The organism is Sphaerisporangium rhizosphaerae (genome assembly GCF_042665155.1).
GTDB lineage: Bacteria > Actinomycetota > Actinomycetes > Streptosporangiales > Streptosporangiaceae > Sphaerisporangium > Sphaerisporangium rhizosphaerae.
In genome coordinates this window covers 127,124-141,822 of record NZ_JBHTCG010000004.1, presented here as the reverse complement: position 1 = coordinate 141,822, position 14,699 = coordinate 127,124, and the positions used below count along the sequence as shown (strand labels likewise).

Below are 14,699 nucleotides of genomic sequence, written 5' to 3'. Positions count from 1 at the left end.
GCCGCGGCGCGACTCCCCGTCCGACCGGTGCGGGAAAACGGCGGCGGACCAGGGACGGGCGCGCGGGCGCGTCATAAGATCCCTTCCAGACGGAAGGCGAGTAAATGACGTTCGAGGACCCCTTAGTGGCGGGAATCGACCCGTCCATCCCCAGTGTGGCCCGAATGTACGACTACTACCTCGGAGGGAAGGACAACTTCGCGTCCGACCGCGCGGCGGCCGAGAAGATGATCGAGTTGGTGCCCAACATCCGCGAGGTCGCCCGTGCGAACCGCGAGTTCCTCGGCCGGGCGGTGCGGCTGCTGGCGGAGTCGGGGATCCGGCAGTTCCTCGACATCGGGGCCGGGCTGCCCACGCAGCGGAACGTCCACCAGGTCGCCCGCGAGGTGGCCACGGACGCCCGGGTCGTCTACGTCGACAACGATCCCATCGTGCTCACCCACGCCCGCGCGTTGCTCGCCGACAGCACCGGGACGATCGTGGTGCAGGGCGACGTCACCACGCCCGAGCGCATCCTCGGCGACCCCGCCGTCCTCGGCCACTTCGACCTGTCCCGGCCGGTGGCCGTGCTGATGGTCGCCATCCTGCACTTCGTGCCGGACGACGAGAAGGCGGCGATGATCGCCTCGCGGTTCCGCGACAGCATGGCGCCGGGCAGCTACCTGGTGATCTCGCACGGGTACACCGGCCAGATCGGCGGGCGCACCGACCGGCAGGTCCGCGCCCTCTACAACCGGACCGCGACCGGCTCGGTCAAGCCACGCGACCACGCGCAGATCGCCCGCTACTTCGAGGGCATGGACCTGCTCGAACCCGGCCTGGTGCCGGTGTCCGCCTGGCGGCCCGCCTCCGAGCCCGACGTCGAGATCGACCTGAGCCGGCCCACCCTCATCGGCGGCGTCGCCCGCCTACCGGCCTGACCCCGGTCTGCCGCCGGACGGCACTTCGCGGGAAGAGGCGGGCAGCCGGTGACGGACCGCCCGCCGCCCATTACCAGCATGTCTTTTCGGTGATACACCGGCTACACAGAACGATTTCCGTTGTTTCCGCGGAGCAACGCTCGGTGGTCATCCTCATCTCGACGGCGGTACAACGTCGAGGAGGACACCATGGCGTCGATCTACGATCAGGTCGGTGGCGCGGGCGCGGTCGCGGCGGTCGTCGAGGAGTTCTACACCCGCGTCATCACCGACCCCACATTGGCCGGCTACTTCAACGACGTCGACATGGGCAGGCTGAAGGCCCATCAGCGCAGCTTCGTCGCCGCGGCGCTCGGCGGGCCGCAGGAGTACCGGGGCAGGTCCATGGACCAGGCCCACGCGGGCCGCGGCATCACGGCGGGCGCTTTCGATACGGTGGTCGGCCACCTGGCCGGGGCCCTCGCCGCCTGCGGAGTCCCGGCGGACACCATCGCCACCATCGCCTCCGCCCTCACCCCGCTGAAGGACCAGATCGTCCAGGACCAGGCCGCCGCCTGACCGCCCGGCATCCGACGCGGGAGCGGGTTCAGCAGCGGAAGTTGTCGCCCCTGAGACCCTGAAGAAAAGCGGACCACTCCCGAGGGGCGCAGACCACCACCGCCCCCTCGGGATTCTTGCTGTCCCGAACAGCCCACCCCTCGCCCGAAAGCTCCGCCACCTCAACACAGTTGTCGTTGTTCGCTCCGCTCAGAGTGCTCTTACGCCACCTGAGACCTCTGATGCTCCGATCCATCGACGATCATCCTTCGAGTAGCTTCCTGAGCACGGCCATGCAGCGCACCGACTCGTCGGGCGACAGGGCCGATGTCATCACATGACTGAAAATAAAGCTATAGCGCTGATACTCCTCCGGCTTCTCCAGCCAGAGACTGTCCGTGGTGGTGACGGTGTAGACCAGGCTGGGGTCCTCGGGGAAGTCGAGGATGACAAAAGCGCCCTCCAACGCAGGGTGGGCACCTGCCGTGTCTGGGACTATCTGGATCGTGATGTTCGGCCGTGCCGCCATGTCGATGAGCTTGCCGATCTGCTCTCGCATGACGGCCGGACCGCCGATCTGCTTACGCAGCGCGGCCTCATCGATCAGCGCCAGAAGCGAAGGCGGATTCTCCCGCATAAGGATCTGTTGCCGCGTGAGACGGGCCGTCACGTGACGCTCGATTAGTTCCTGATCGAGCACCTGCCCTGCCTGCCATACGGCCTGCGCGTACTGCTCCGTCTGTAGCAGACCAGGAATGAGCACTATCTCCCATGTGCGAATGGCGCTGGCACCTGCCTCGAAATCGGGAAGGCTGCTGCGGAACACGTCCTGATATTTCTCCCACCATCCGCGTTGGCGCGCCTCACGCGCCAGAGCGACGAGTACTTCGCGACGGCTCTCATCGGTGACACGGTATAGGTCGAGCATGAGACGAATGTCATGAACGCTGGGAAGCTTCCACTGTCCCCGCTCCATCCGGGTCACCTTCGAGGCATCCCACTCCAGCAGCCTCGCGGCCTCTGTCACGTTCAATCCCGCGAGGAGCCGGAGCCGGCGCAGTTCTTGAGAGAGACGTCGCCGCTTGACCGTCGGGCTTCCCGACATAGCACTATCCATCCTAAGCGCGCCATTGTGGCTTCTCTGGCAAAGGGAACATTGCTCGCATTGGAATTTGTCTATTGCGGATTTCGAATCCCGCTGCCAGCATGCTACTGGGCAAAGGGCTCACGGATCCGGGCAACGTACCAGGAAGCCTTGTCGGTTCGCGGTCATGACAGGTTCTCCGATCCCGGTGCATTTCGGATAGCCCTGGACGATTGCGAAGCTAGGTGAAAGGGATGCTGTCCGACCATCCATGCGGAGGCGTCATGGTTCACCGATCGGATGACTCCATTAGCCAGAAACGGAGGCTTCATGGAAAACAGGACAAATGGTGGACGGCATCGCAGGACAGACGAGGCCGCTATTCGTCCCATCCCACCTCTTCAGCTTCGACAAGGAGTTCCGATGATGGTTACGCCGGGTGGTCTGCGTGCCGTGTGCTGGGATGTGCCGTGCGATGTGGCCGTCGTCGGGGAGGTGCGGAGCGGGGTGCGGGACACATGCCGCGTGTGGGCGGTGCCGGAGGAGGTCGCCGACGATGTCGTCCTCGTGGTCGGCGAGTTGCTGGGCAACGCCGTCGTGCACGGAAGACCGCCGGTCAGGCTCTCCCTCTGGGAGAACGAGCGGGGACTTTGCGTCCGAGTCACCGACCATGGCCCCGACGGCCCGCGCCGCCTGCACCTCAGCCCGGAGGCCGTCCACGGCAGGGGGTTGGCCATCGTGGAAGCGCTCGCGGACCGGTGGGGCGTCATCCACGCGGCCGACGAGACCGGAACCGGCAAGACCGTCTGGGCCGCCTGGCACCGGGCGCGCACCACCCCAGGCGTACCTTGCACGCAGGACGTCGATCAGGCGAGCACGTCCGGCGGATGAGACTCTGAACCCGCGGGAGGCATGCCGCTTACGCTCCGGCACGGACGCGGCATGCCTTCCGCGGGTCAATCCTCGATGGTGATCCCCAGTGCGCCGGCCAGGCTGTGGAGGAGTCCCTGGGCGTCCCGGCTCCTGACGGTGACGCCCGCGAGGCTCGTCACGCCGCCGATGCCGAGCAGGACGCAGTCGGCGAAACGCGCGCCCGCCATCCTGGCGCCGGAGAACTGCGCGCCGGACAGGTCGCAGCGCTCGAAGCGGGTGCCGGTCAGGTCGGCGTTCTGGAAATTCGCCTCCAGCATGGTGCAGTCACGGAAGACGGTGTTCTTGAACGTCGAGAACCGGAACGCCGCCAGGTCGGCGCGGCAGTCTTCGACCAGCACGTCCCGGAACGCGCACTCCGACCACGTCATGCCGGTGAGGCGGCCCGCGCTGACTGAGGTCCGCAGCATGGTCGAGGAGGTCGCGGCCATGTTGGACAGGTCGCACCGCTGAAGTTCGACATCGGAGAAGCCGCCGCGCCGCATCCTCGTGCCGGAGAACGTCGTCTCGACGAAACGGCAGCCCTCGAACTCCACCGCGCCCGCGTCGCGGAAGGACAGATCGGCGCCCTTGTACTCCAGCGCCCGGTACGACCCGTCGTCCACCACGTCGAGCGCTGACCCTTCGGCGCTCGTCAACGACGCCCCGAGCTTCGGCCGCAGCGGCTCCCTGACTCTCGAGGACCGGCCATCCGGCATCCGCGAAGACATGGGCGGAGCCTAGAGGAAGATCGCGCGTGACACTTGCGCGACCGGGAGTGGGGAGGTGGGCGGCGAAGGTCGGTGCCCGAAGCGAGCATAGGGAGAACCCTCGGTGACGGACGGACGGACGGCCGTGCCGGACTCAGGCACGGACCGGTCAGGAGGAGGTGACGGTAAGGACCTCCATGATGTGGCCGTTGGGGTCGTCGAAGTAGACCGCGCGGCCGCCGCGCCAGGTGTTGATCTCCCCGTGCCGCTTGGGCTCATGGGGCTCGGCGTAGAAGTCGAGGCCCGCGTCCATGATCCTGCCGAAGATCTCGTCGAACTCCGTCTCGCCGACCGCGAAGGCGTAGTGGTGCGGGGAGATCTCGCTGACTCCTCTGGTCGCGAAGTCGACGTCGGCGAAGTCCAGCGTGGTCAGCTCCCCGACCCGCACGGGGATGAAGGGCCCCACCTGCTCGCCGACGGGCAGCCCGAGAATGCCCGCGAGGAAACCGGCCGAGGCCCGCTTGTCACGTGCGGGAACGATCGTGTGGTTGAGAGAGATCGCCATGTCCGTATCCCCTCTGTCAGGGGCGGTGCCGTCCCTCTCATCGTATTCGGGGGCCCTGCCCATCGCGAGACACGACCGGCGGTAACGGTTTCCGGCCCGTGGGCGTGATCGGCGTTGTCGTCTCGCGGTGGGTGACGGCTTGACGACTGAAAGGAATCGGGGGGATACTCAGGTGTCACGCTCTCTGGAACGTGGAAGTGGCGCCGGGAACCCCCCGATGGAATCGGGAGCCCGGCGCTCGCGCTTTCATGATCAAGCCTCTCCCGCATCCAGCAGTGTCACTTGCTGTTCGAGCAGGGGCCACCACTGCTGGTCCCCGTCCAGCCAGCCGGTCACGATCCCTGCGACGACGTCAGCGGTCCATAGCGCGGCGTCCGAACCCGCTCGTTGCCAGTTGACCGACATCTCCGACGAAATCCGTCCTTGTCGGCGAAGAGCCGTCAGGATCGCGCGATCACGCGCATCCTGCTCACGCCGCGATTCCAAGATCACTGCTCCTGCCCGCTGGATAGAGAGTTCAGGCAACAGGCGTTCCAGGCAGCGGCGCCGGGCCCGCTCGGATCGACTCGGCGTGCCGTAGAAGCCGACGGCGACCATTGAAGCGCAGTCGAGTGAAGCCACCGTGTTCGCGATGAGCGACCTGCGCGGAGCGCGCTCCGTCCTCCAGTGCACTGTCGGGGCTTTTCCGTGTCGCAGGGCATCCATGACTGACCTGACCTGGTCAAGGCGTTCGGCCGGGAGTACAACGGCAGCCAACACATAAAGACAGGCGTCATCCTGACGGACGCGGCAGCTTTCATCGACGAAGGCGAACAGCACATGCGTATTTTACGTTACACAGAGTGTCTCATTGACTGCGATGGGTGTTCTGGCGCCGGGCCGGATCACCAGGTCGAGTCTGTGGTTGTGACTGGGAGGGGGCAGGCATCGTGGAGGTGGGGCGATCAGTCGAAGGTCAGTTCTTCGGTTTTGCGGGGCATGAGGAGGAAGGCGCCGACGCTGAGGACGGCGACGACCAGGACCGTGAGGAAGACGTGGTGGCTGGCGTCGTACAGGGCCTTGCGGATGTAGGCGGCCGTGGGCGACTGGGCGGCGGCTCCCTGGGCGCCGAGCACCAGGCTGGTGGCGTCGAGGCTGTTGGGCAGCTTGCCGGCCAGCGCCGCCGGCGGATGCGTGAAGCGGTCGGACAGGGTGGCGTTGGAGATGGCGCCGAGGACGGCGGCGCCGACCGCGCTGCCGATGGAACGGCTGAACATGTTGGTCGCCGTGACGACTCCGCGGCGTTCCCAGCCGACGACCGACTGGATGGCGACCATGGTGGGGCTGGATGACAGGCCGAGCCCGGCGCCGACGACGAAGCACGCCGCGGCGACCTGCCAGACCTGCGCGTGCTCGCCGAGGAAGGCGCACATCACCGAGCCGACCAGCACCACGGCCGCGCCGATGAGCGCGGTGTCGCGGAAGCCGATGCGCATGTACAGGCGGCCGGAGAACGTCGCGGCGAGCGGCCAGCCGATGGTCAGGGCCGCCAGGGCGAAGCCCGCGACCAGGGCCCCGGTGCCGAGGACGCCTTCGGCGAAGGTCGGCACGTACGAGGTGAGGCCGATCATGAGCGCGCCGACGCTCAGCCCGACGAGGTTGCCGCCGATGAGGACGCGGCGGCGGAAGACCCAGAGCGGCAGGATCGGCTCGACGGCCCGGCGCTCCACCAGCACGAAGGCGACGACCATCACGATGCCGGCCGCGAAGATGGCCAGGCTCGGCACCGAGTCCCAGGCCCACGCCACTCCGCCTTCGAGCAGCGCCAGGATGATCAGCGAGGAGCCCGCGGTGAGCAGCGCCGCGCCCAGATAGTCGATCTTGTGGGTGCTCCGGGTGACGTTCTCCTTGAAGCGGCGCGCGAGCATCCAGGCGGCGATCGCGCCCAGCGGGAGGTTGATGAAGAAGATCCAGCGCCAGGAGATGTACTCGGAGAACAGGCCGCCGAGCGTGGGGCCGATCACGGCGGACACGCCCCACACGCTGGCCACGTACCCCTGCACGCGCGCCCGTTCCTCGACGGAGTACAGGTCGCCGACCATGGTGATGCTCATGGGCTGGACGGCTCCGGCTCCGATGCCCTGGAGGGCGCGGAAGATGATGAGCGCCGGCATGCTCCAGGCCACGCCGCACAGCACCGAGCCGAGGAGGAAGACCGCGATGCCGAAGAACATCACCGGCTTGCGGCCGAAGATGTCGGCGAACTTCCCGTACAGCGGGACGGTGACGGCCTGGGTGAGCAGGTAGATCGAGAACAGCCACGGGAACTGGGAGAAGCCTCCCAGGTCGCTGACGACCGAGGGCACCGCCGTCGCGATGATCGTGCTGTCGAGTGCGACCAGGCTGGTGCAGAGCATGATGGCGGCGAGTACCGGACCGCGCTCCGACCTGAGACCGATGCTTTTGGACGTCGTTGCCGTCGTCACGTCGGGGAACTCTCCTTGCGGGTTGGTCCTGAACGTCGAAGCGGACGCCCTGCGCCGGCAGCACGGACGTCCTAAAAGTACGCAACTCTGTCATCACCGTTCAGATTCCCCATAACCGCATAAGTACGGCGAATGCCGCACACGCACAGGAGAAAGACACCGTCAAGCTTCCCCGCACCCCCGACCGTGCGGCGTGGCGCTCCGCCTACGCTCGGCGCTCCCCGGTCGTCGACCCGCGACCTGACGACGCGCCGTCCATCCAAGGTGGCGCGCGCCGCTGGACGGCCCCGCGGAGAATCTCCTCTGAGCGGCGGGCCGCATCCGGCTCGTCATCGACGATGCCCGCGAATGACAGTCGCCGATGGCGACCGGCAGCGGGCGGTTCTCGTCGCCCATGTTCGGCGGACATGTGTCCAGGGTGATCTTGGCGGCCCTGGTGCCGGGCGTCGGTCAGCTACGGCGTAGGAGCTCGGTCAGCTACGGCGTAGGAGCAGGGGGCTGAGCCGGGCGCGGGTCCTGGCCTGGAAGTCGGCGGTGTCGTTGACCCGGGGGAAGGGCTCGTCGGGCACCGGCACCCCGAGGAAGCCGCACAGCGGCTCCCATCCCTGGCGGACCTCGAAGACCAGCAGCCGCTCGGGCGGGATCGCCGCCTTGACCTCCGCCACGTGCTGCTCGAACCGCTCGACCAGGTACTCGGAGTCGTCCGCCCGGCCGCCGAACTCGCGTTCGGTGACGATGCGCCGGGTCATCTCCATGAAGGCGGCCAGGTCGGTGCCCAGCACCTTCGAGAACCACATCGTCATCCGGAAAGGCAGCGTGGTGCCGCGCTCGCGCTGCTTCAGGATGGTGGCCCGCATGCTGTCGAGCCATCGGGCAGGGTCCCGCACGGTCAGGACGATCTTGGCCTCGGGATAGTGCGCGGCCAGTTCGCGCCAGTACGCGGCGGCCGGCCAGTCGACACACGACTGGTAACCCGCGAACACGGAGTCCCAGTCGGGGGTCTCGCCCCGCGACACGGCGAGCCACTGCCGCACCTGCCGCGAATCGCCGATCACCTCGGTCATGTGGTGACACGGCCCGAACCCCAGCCGCTCCAACGCCGTCTTGAGCGTCAACGTCCCCGTACGCCCGAACCCTGCCCCGATGACCCGCATAATCTGCACCATTCCGATCGGAAACTGCCGATTGCGTCTAGAAATAATCTTCCACCACAGGGCCCATCGGGCAAGGGGTGCCCGCGCCGAGGCTCCGATAGGCCGCCCTCTTCCCGGAGCCGCTTCACGTGCTCGCCTCCCGAGAGTCGGCGCCCCCGAGCCTGCGCCACCGTGAGACGCTCCCCAGCCCGGCGCCCGAGAAGGGACGAGTGACGTCGGAATCGGGCTTAATGCATGTTGAAACCACAATTCGCGCGGCTTGCGAATCTATCGGGATTTCGCCGGTCGAATATGAGGCTGCATTGTCATTACCGTGACGTGAGGCCATACAATCTCGCTTCGAGCTGACATTAGGAGAACCCGCGCTTTACGGCTCACAGGCATAGTGCGCGACGAACCGACCGGGGGATCGCCTGATGGTCAGGCACGCATTCGCGGATGAGTCCGCGAGGGGCCGTTACCTCATCTGTGTCGCCGTGCTGTCTCCCGGTGATCTACTGCCGATCCGACAAGGCTTAAGAGAGCTGTGCAAACCCGGACAGCAGCGGATCCACATGAAGAGTGAGGGCGACGGCCGGCGAAAGGAGATCTTGAGCCGGATCTCCGTCCTCGCCGTGGAGGCGCATATCTACCGGTCGGAGATGGGGGGTCGTCCGCAGCGAGGGGTGCGGGACGACTGCCTGCGTCGTATGGTCCCCGATCTGGTCGCCATGGGCGTCGCCCGACTGGTCATCGAGTCGTGCAACCAGGACCGTCAGGATCGTCAGGTGGTCCGCGAGATGGCGGGGAAGGCGCAGGCCGTCGATCGCTTCGAGTATCTTCATGGCCGACCGGCCGTGGAGCCTCTGCTCTGGTTGCCGGACATTGTGGCATGGGCCTACGGCAAAGGCGGGGACTGGAGGCGTCGCACCGGTTCAATCGTGCAGAAGGTCACAGATGTCGGTCTCTAGATGCGCGAAACCCGGCCGACTCACCGTCCGGAGAGCTGCCGGGTTCACTTTCGCGAGCTATTGCTCACGACACCTCCATGGTGCCGCATCGAGGAGGAGCGGTCAACCGCCGATCGTCAGAGCCGCGTTTCCCGGCAACGGCACGTGCTGCATATAAATTCCGATATATCCGAGTTAAACGGCCGTATCTCGCGAAGGTCATCATCGGGTCTGGTGGAAGGCTCCAGAGCGGAGGTCAGATCATGACGTGGGCTTCGGGGTGGCCGACGAAGGAGAATTGGGCGTTGCGGGTGAGTTTGTAGTCCTGGGCCTTCCAGGTGTGGGCGGAGGCGTCCGCGCCGCGCATGTAGACGAAGTTGAAGCGGTCGCCCGAGTAGATGCGCACGCCCTCCTCCTTGCAGCGGCGCACCAGACGGGTGTCCTCGCCCGCGTTGACCGCCTCGAAGGCGAACGTGCGCAGCAGGTCCGCCTTGGCGAGGATCGTCGCGCCCTGCACGAGGTGGGCGTACCGGTGCTCCAGGCCGGGCAGGCGCATCACCGTGGTGTTGGTGGCGGGGAAGTAGGTGTAGTGCGCGCCCTTGCCGACCATCTCGGCGTCGGCGTAGTCGAAGGCGCGCAGCAGGTCCGACAGGTAGTGGTGGCCGTAGAGGTTGTCGTCGTCCATCTTGGCGATGTACTCGCCGTCCGCCTGGGCGATGCCGAGGTTGAGCACCTCGCCGAGCGTCAGCGCGGGGTCGGCGGTGAGCACCTTGACGGCGGGGACGCCGGCGGCCAGCGCCTTGTCGCGCACCACCTCGGGGTCGATCGACAGGCCGTGCAGGACGAGGATCAGCTCCAGGTCGCGGTGACGCTGCCGGGCGACCTGCGCGATGGCGTGTTCGAGCTGGCCCGCGCGGTTGGTGGGCAGGACGATCGAGACGCTCTTCGTGCGGGGGACGACCGGGCGGCCGAGCGCGGTGAGGATCTGGTCGACGCGGTGGGTGAACAGGTGCTTGTCGAAGACCTCGCGCATGGCCAGGTGGGCCTGCCGGGCGCGCAGCTCGGGGCTGTTGATCAGGTAGAGGGCCTGGTTGTAGGCCTCCTCCTGGGTGTGGGCGATCGGGATCAGCGGCCCGAAGGTGCCTTCGATGGCCCGCGACCAGCCCGACAGCACGGTGGTGGAGCACGCCGACAGCTCGAACACGCGCCGGGCGCACATGGTCGGCGAGTCGATCACCGAGTTCACGTTGAGGAAGACCTTGTACATCTTGTACGCGGCCAGCATCTGCTCGTAGGGCAGCTCGCCGACGATGTGCGGCCGGTACTCCTCCGGCCAGGCGTACTTGTCGCCGGCCTTGTCGTTGCGGGCGAAGATGTGCAGGCCGAGCTCCCGGGTGGGGGCGATCACGGTCTCCATCTGCTCGCGCCGCTCGGGGTGCTTGTCGCGGAAGTACATGCCGGCGAACACGACGTCGTAGGGCCGGCCCTGTTTGGTCTGGATGGGGTTGTGCACCCGGGGCTGCGCGGCGAACTGCAGCACGTCCACCCGGTCGTGACCCAATATCTCGCGATATTTCGGCACCATGTCGCCGTCGCAGGTGTACACGAAGTCGAACAGCTTGGCGGTGTCGATGAAGAAGTCGAAGTTGGGCGGGTCTTCCTTGTTCCAGAAGACCGTGGGGATGCCCTGCTCGCGGCACCAGGCCACCAGCTCGCGCAGCTCCTGCTTGGGCGCGTTGGTGCCGGTCATCTGGTAGCGCCAGCGTCCCTGGTTGCCGTGCCAGGCCGACTCGCAGAACAGCACGTCAGGACGCTTCTCGGCGAAGACCTCCTGCCAGTCCTTGAGCCCGAACTCGATCTGGTCCCACTCGTACTTGAACGCCATCCGGGAGAAGTCGTCCAAGATGACCGCGACCTTCAGGTCGGGGCGGTTGACGGGCCCGTCCGGCCAGGCGAGGTTGGGGATCTTGACCTCGGGGGCGTGCGCGAGCACCGCGTCGATGGCGGCGGCGCTCGCGGTGACGGTCGCGGGCGGCTTGGGCGCCTTCTTCGGCTTCATGGCCTGCGACAGGTCGCGGGGGAGCCGGACGAGCCTGGCGGGGCGCTTGGCGCCGGCGAGCGCCGTGCTCACGCGGTACGGACGCTGGGCCTTGGTCGCCGACAGCTGCCACTGGGCGTACTCGGCCTTGGCCTCGGCCGTGGCCAGACGCCGCTCGAGATCGCGGATGCGGTCTTCGTAGCGCTCGACGACCTTGCGCTCCTCGGGCAGCCAGTTGGCCGCGCCGAGACGCTGGAAACGCGGCTCGTCCGGATTCTTGTCGTCATCGGCCATGGTCGGACTCGCTCCCTCGTTGTCCGGGACTTCTCACGCGCGCGTCACCCCCGCATGGCCCGGGAATGTCCGATCGTACGGCGTCCGGTCCGCGAAGTCGGGCAATTCGCCCAAACGCGCAGGTCAGCTGTTCGGCACCGTACCCTGCGCGGCCGGCGAGAGGTTGTCGCCGCGCAGCCACGCCTCGATGACGCGGGCGATGCGCGGCCCCGCCTTGCCGTCCCACAGCGGCGGCAGGTCGCCGCTCGGGGTGGCCGCGCCGTCCGCGAGCGCCTTGGACGCCGCAGCCGGCAGCGTCGCGGGGGTGACCAGCCGGTTGGTGCCGTGCGTGATCGTGACCGGCCGCTCGGTGTTCGGCCGCACGGTCAGGCACGGCACGCCCAGCATGGTGGTCTCCTCCTGCACGCCGCCGGAGTCGGTCACGACGAGCGCCGCGCCGCGCACCAGCGACAGGAACTCGACGTACCCCAGCGGGTCGATGATGGTGAGCCCCTCGCCGGTGACCAGCCCCGCCTGCGCCAGCCGCTCGCGCCCGCGCGGGTGCAGCGGCACCACGACCGGCACCTGCTCGCCGACCGCCAGCACGGCCTCGACCAGCTCGCGGGCCGACTCGGGGTCGTCGACGTTCGCCGGGCGGTGCAGGGTGGCCACGGCGTACCGGTCGGGCAGGCCGAGCCGGGCCTTCAGCGGCGCGGGGTCGAGCTTGGGCAGCGCCGAGAACAGGCTGTCGATCATCGGGTTGCCGACCAGGTGCGCCTTGGCGGGGGAGACGCCCTCGTTCGCCAGGTGGGACAGCCCGTCGGGGCTGGTGACCAGCAGGATGTCGGCGAGCGCGTCGGTGACGACCCGGTTGACCTCCTCGGGCATCTCGCGGTCGAAGGACCGCAGGCCCGCCTCGACGTGCGCGGTCGGGACGTGCAGCTTGGCGCACACCAGGATCGCGGCGAGCGTGGAGTTGACGTCGCCGTACACCACCACCAGGTCGGGCCGGTGGGTGAGGACGACCTCCTCCAGGCCGGTGAGCAGCGCGGCCGTCTGGCGCGCGTGGCTGCCGGAGCCCACGCCGAGATTGGCGACCGGGTCGGGCAGGCCGAGGTCGGCGAAGAAGACGTCGGACATGAGCGCGTCGTAGTGCTGCCCGGTGTGGACGATGCCCTGCCGCACCCCCAGCTCGTCCAGGCCGCGCACGACCGGAGCCGCCTTGACGAAGTTCGGGCGAGCGCCGAGCACGTGCAGGACGAGGGGATTGTCCCTCATTGACCTCGCCTTTCAGCCGGGAGTGGGTCACATGTTGCCCCGATGGACCAAGCGTTGCCTATGGTACGGTCACGGCGTGGTTTCCGAGGCCAGCCGGCCCGAGAAGGTCTCCCCCAAGTCGGCTCGCGCCGGCCTGCGCGGCTTCCTCAAGGGCTTCGTCCAGCATCCGGTCATCGTCTCCAGGGTCTTCGTCACCAGGGTCAAGTCCGACCCGATGCGGGTGGCGCAGGCAGCGGCGGAGGCCATGCCGCCAGGTCTGCGTCCGGCCGTGGGCAAGGTCGCCTGGCCGGTGGCCCGCGTGGTCAAGGTCACGGCGCGCAAGATCGCGCGGCGGATGGCCGACGGCCCGCTCGAGGCGGCCAAGGTCGAGTTCGAGCGCGGGCGCATGACCAAGGCCGTCGAGGTGCTCCAGCCGCACGCGCGCTGGCCGTTCATCCGCCGGCGCATCGCCTACTACGAGGGCGAGAAGGCCGCCATCGGCGCCTCCCCGATCCCGCCGAAGTCCAAGGTGATCGTCGGCGAGCGGGTCGCGGGCCGGGTGCTGCACTGCGTGACCAACGCGCTGCCCTACACCCAGGCCGGCTACACCGTCCGCACCCACCGCATCGTGACCGCGCAGCGCGCCGCCGGGCTCGACCCGCACGTGGTGACGAGCTGGGGCTGGCCGATGCTCCAGGGGCACGCCGACGCCGAGCCGTACGAGGAGATCGACGGCGTCCCCTACCATCGCCTGCTGCCGAGCGGCGAGGTGCCGTTCGAGAGCCGCGGCCGCATGATCCGCGGCGCCGGCGAGGTGACCGAGCTGGTCAGGACGCTGCGGCCGCAGGTCCTGCACGCCGCTACCGACCACCGCAACGGCTCGGTGGGGCTGGCCGTGCGCGAGCGCACCGGCACGCCGCTGGTGTACGAGGTGCGGGGCTTCCTGGAGGAGACCTGGGCCTCGCGCGACGCCGCCCGGGTCGGCAGCGAGCGCCACCTGCTCCAGCGCGAGCGCGAGGCGCACATCATGCGCTCGGCGAACGCCGTGGTCACGCTGGCCGAGACGATGGCGGCCGAGATCGTCGAGCGCGGCGTCCCCCGGGAGAAGATCTTCCTGGCGCCGAACGCCGTGGACGACTCGCTGCTGACCGCCGACTACGACGGCGCGGCCTTCCGCGCCGCGTACGGCATCGCGCCGGGCGAGATCGTGGTCGGCTCGGTGTCGAGCATCGTCGGCTACGAGGGGTTCGCCACGCTGCTGTCGGCCGCCGCGCAGTTGCGCGACGCCAGGACGCCGGTGCGGGTGCTCATCGTCGGCGACGGCGCCGAACGGCCCGCGCTGCTCGCCCAGGCCGAGAAGCTCGGGCTCGGCGACCTCGCCATCCTGCCCGGACGGGTGGGGCCCGAGGAGGCGCTGCAGGCCCAGTCGGCCATCGACATCTTCGTGTGCCCGCGCGAGGACCTGCGCGTGTGCCGCCTGGTCACCCCGCTGAAGCCGGTGGAGGCCATGGCGCTGGGCAAGCCCGTCGTGCTGAGCGACCTGCCCGCGCTGTCGGAGCTGGTCGGGTCGGACGGCGCGGGGCTGCTGGTTCCGCCGGGCGACCCGGCGGCGCTGGCCAAGGCGCTGGCCGGGCTCCGTGAGGACCCCGCGCGCCGCGCCGAGATGGGCGAGGCGGGCCGCGCCGAGGTGGCCGCGAAGCGCACGTGGAGCCGCATCGCCGAGAACTACAAGACGATCTACCAGTCCGTCGCCGGATGACGACCCCGAGATGACCCTTGTGAAACCTTCGCTTGGTTACCCGTTCAATCGCATTAGACGTGATCTGTGCGGACTTGAGATAGCCTTTCCCACCATGCA

The 14,699-nt window shown here is 68.2% G+C and carries 14 protein-coding genes; 5 read left to right on the top strand and 9 right to left on the bottom strand.

The features are described 5' to 3' along the window. Positions 1 to 104: 104 nt before the first annotated feature. Positions 105 to 920 carry an SAM-dependent methyltransferase gene (locus tag ACFQSB_RS07755; protein ID WP_380825223.1) on the top strand — a complete coding sequence of 272 codons (816 nt, stop codon included), beginning with the start codon at positions 105 to 107 and terminating at the stop codon, positions 918 to 920. 189 nt (positions 921 to 1,109) lie between these two features. Further along, entirely contained in the window at positions 1,110 to 1,478 is a 369-nt protein-coding gene (locus ACFQSB_RS07750) for a group I truncated hemoglobin (RefSeq protein WP_380825222.1), read from the top strand. 28 nt (positions 1,479 to 1,506) lie between these two features. On the opposite strand, the gene ACFQSB_RS07745 is transcribed toward ACFQSB_RS07750, so the two are convergent. Continuing rightward, complete coding sequence (locus ACFQSB_RS07745; protein ID WP_380825220.1) at positions 1,507 to 1,713, bottom strand: DUF397 domain-containing protein; 207 nt, start codon at positions 1,711 to 1,713, stop codon at positions 1,507 to 1,509. A gap of 6 nt (positions 1,714 to 1,719) precedes the next feature. Continuing rightward, a complete protein-coding gene (locus tag ACFQSB_RS07740; protein ID WP_380825218.1) occupies positions 1,720 to 2,562 on the bottom strand; it encodes a helix-turn-helix domain-containing protein in 843 nt (280 codons plus the stop codon). Between the two features lie 402 nt (positions 2,563 to 2,964). On the opposite strand from ACFQSB_RS07740, the gene ACFQSB_RS07735 reads away from it, so the two are divergent. Beyond that, positions 2,965 to 3,432, top strand: a complete 468-nt coding sequence (locus ACFQSB_RS07735) for an ATP-binding protein (RefSeq protein ID WP_380825216.1) — start codon at positions 2,965 to 2,967, stop codon at positions 3,430 to 3,432. Between the two features lie 65 nt (positions 3,433 to 3,497). Here the strand turns inward: ACFQSB_RS07735 and ACFQSB_RS07730 are convergent, their stop codons facing one another. The 5 genes from ACFQSB_RS07730 to ACFQSB_RS07710 form a co-directional block, all read right to left on the bottom strand. Next, positions 3,498 to 4,181: a pentapeptide repeat-containing protein gene (locus ACFQSB_RS07730; protein ID WP_380825214.1), complete on the bottom strand. Its 684-nt coding sequence runs from the start codon at positions 4,179 to 4,181 to the stop codon at positions 3,498 to 3,500. 148 nt (positions 4,182 to 4,329) lie between these two features. Then, positions 4,330 to 4,725, bottom strand: a complete 396-nt coding sequence (locus tag ACFQSB_RS07725; RefSeq protein ID WP_380825213.1) for a VOC family protein — start codon at positions 4,723 to 4,725, stop codon at positions 4,330 to 4,332. A 252-nt stretch (positions 4,726 to 4,977) separates the two neighbouring features. Beyond that, positions 4,978 to 5,544: a hypothetical protein gene (locus ACFQSB_RS07720; RefSeq protein ID WP_380825211.1), complete on the bottom strand. Its 567-nt coding sequence runs from the start codon at positions 5,542 to 5,544 to the stop codon at positions 4,978 to 4,980. 125 nt (positions 5,545 to 5,669) lie between these two features. After that, positions 5,670 to 7,190, bottom strand: coding sequence for an MDR family MFS transporter (locus ACFQSB_RS07715; RefSeq protein WP_380825209.1), 1,521 nt, complete (start codon positions 7,188 to 7,190; stop codon positions 5,670 to 5,672). Between the two features lie 473 nt (positions 7,191 to 7,663). Then, positions 7,664 to 8,344 (bottom strand): sulfotransferase family protein, encoded by a 681-nt coding sequence (locus ACFQSB_RS07710; RefSeq protein ID WP_380825207.1) that lies wholly within the window; start codon positions 8,342 to 8,344, stop codon positions 7,664 to 7,666. 590 nt (positions 8,345 to 8,934) lie between these two features. Here ACFQSB_RS07710 and ACFQSB_RS07705 point away from each other — a divergent pair. Next, a complete protein-coding gene (locus tag ACFQSB_RS07705; RefSeq protein ID WP_380825205.1) occupies positions 8,935 to 9,294 on the top strand; it encodes a hypothetical protein in 360 nt (119 codons plus the stop codon). A 235-nt stretch (positions 9,295 to 9,529) separates the two neighbouring features. Here the strand turns inward: ACFQSB_RS07705 and ACFQSB_RS07700 are convergent, their stop codons facing one another. Together ACFQSB_RS07700 and wecB are read right to left on the bottom strand one after the other, a co-directional pair. Then, positions 9,530 to 11,605 (bottom strand): glycosyltransferase family protein, encoded by a 2,076-nt coding sequence (locus ACFQSB_RS07700; protein ID WP_380825203.1) that lies wholly within the window; start codon positions 11,603 to 11,605, stop codon positions 9,530 to 9,532. A 123-nt stretch (positions 11,606 to 11,728) separates the two neighbouring features. Beyond that, positions 11,729 to 12,862, bottom strand: coding sequence for a non-hydrolyzing UDP-N-acetylglucosamine 2-epimerase (gene wecB, locus ACFQSB_RS07695; protein ID WP_354842567.1), 1,134 nt, complete (start codon positions 12,860 to 12,862; stop codon positions 11,729 to 11,731). Between the two features lie 76 nt (positions 12,863 to 12,938). Here wecB and ACFQSB_RS07690 point away from each other — a divergent pair, with 76 nt between their 5' ends. Continuing rightward, positions 12,939 to 14,600 carry a glycosyltransferase family 4 protein gene (locus ACFQSB_RS07690; protein WP_380825202.1) on the top strand — a complete coding sequence of 554 codons (1,662 nt, stop codon included), beginning with the start codon at positions 12,939 to 12,941 and terminating at the stop codon, positions 14,598 to 14,600. Positions 14,601 to 14,699: the final 99 nt, after the last annotated feature.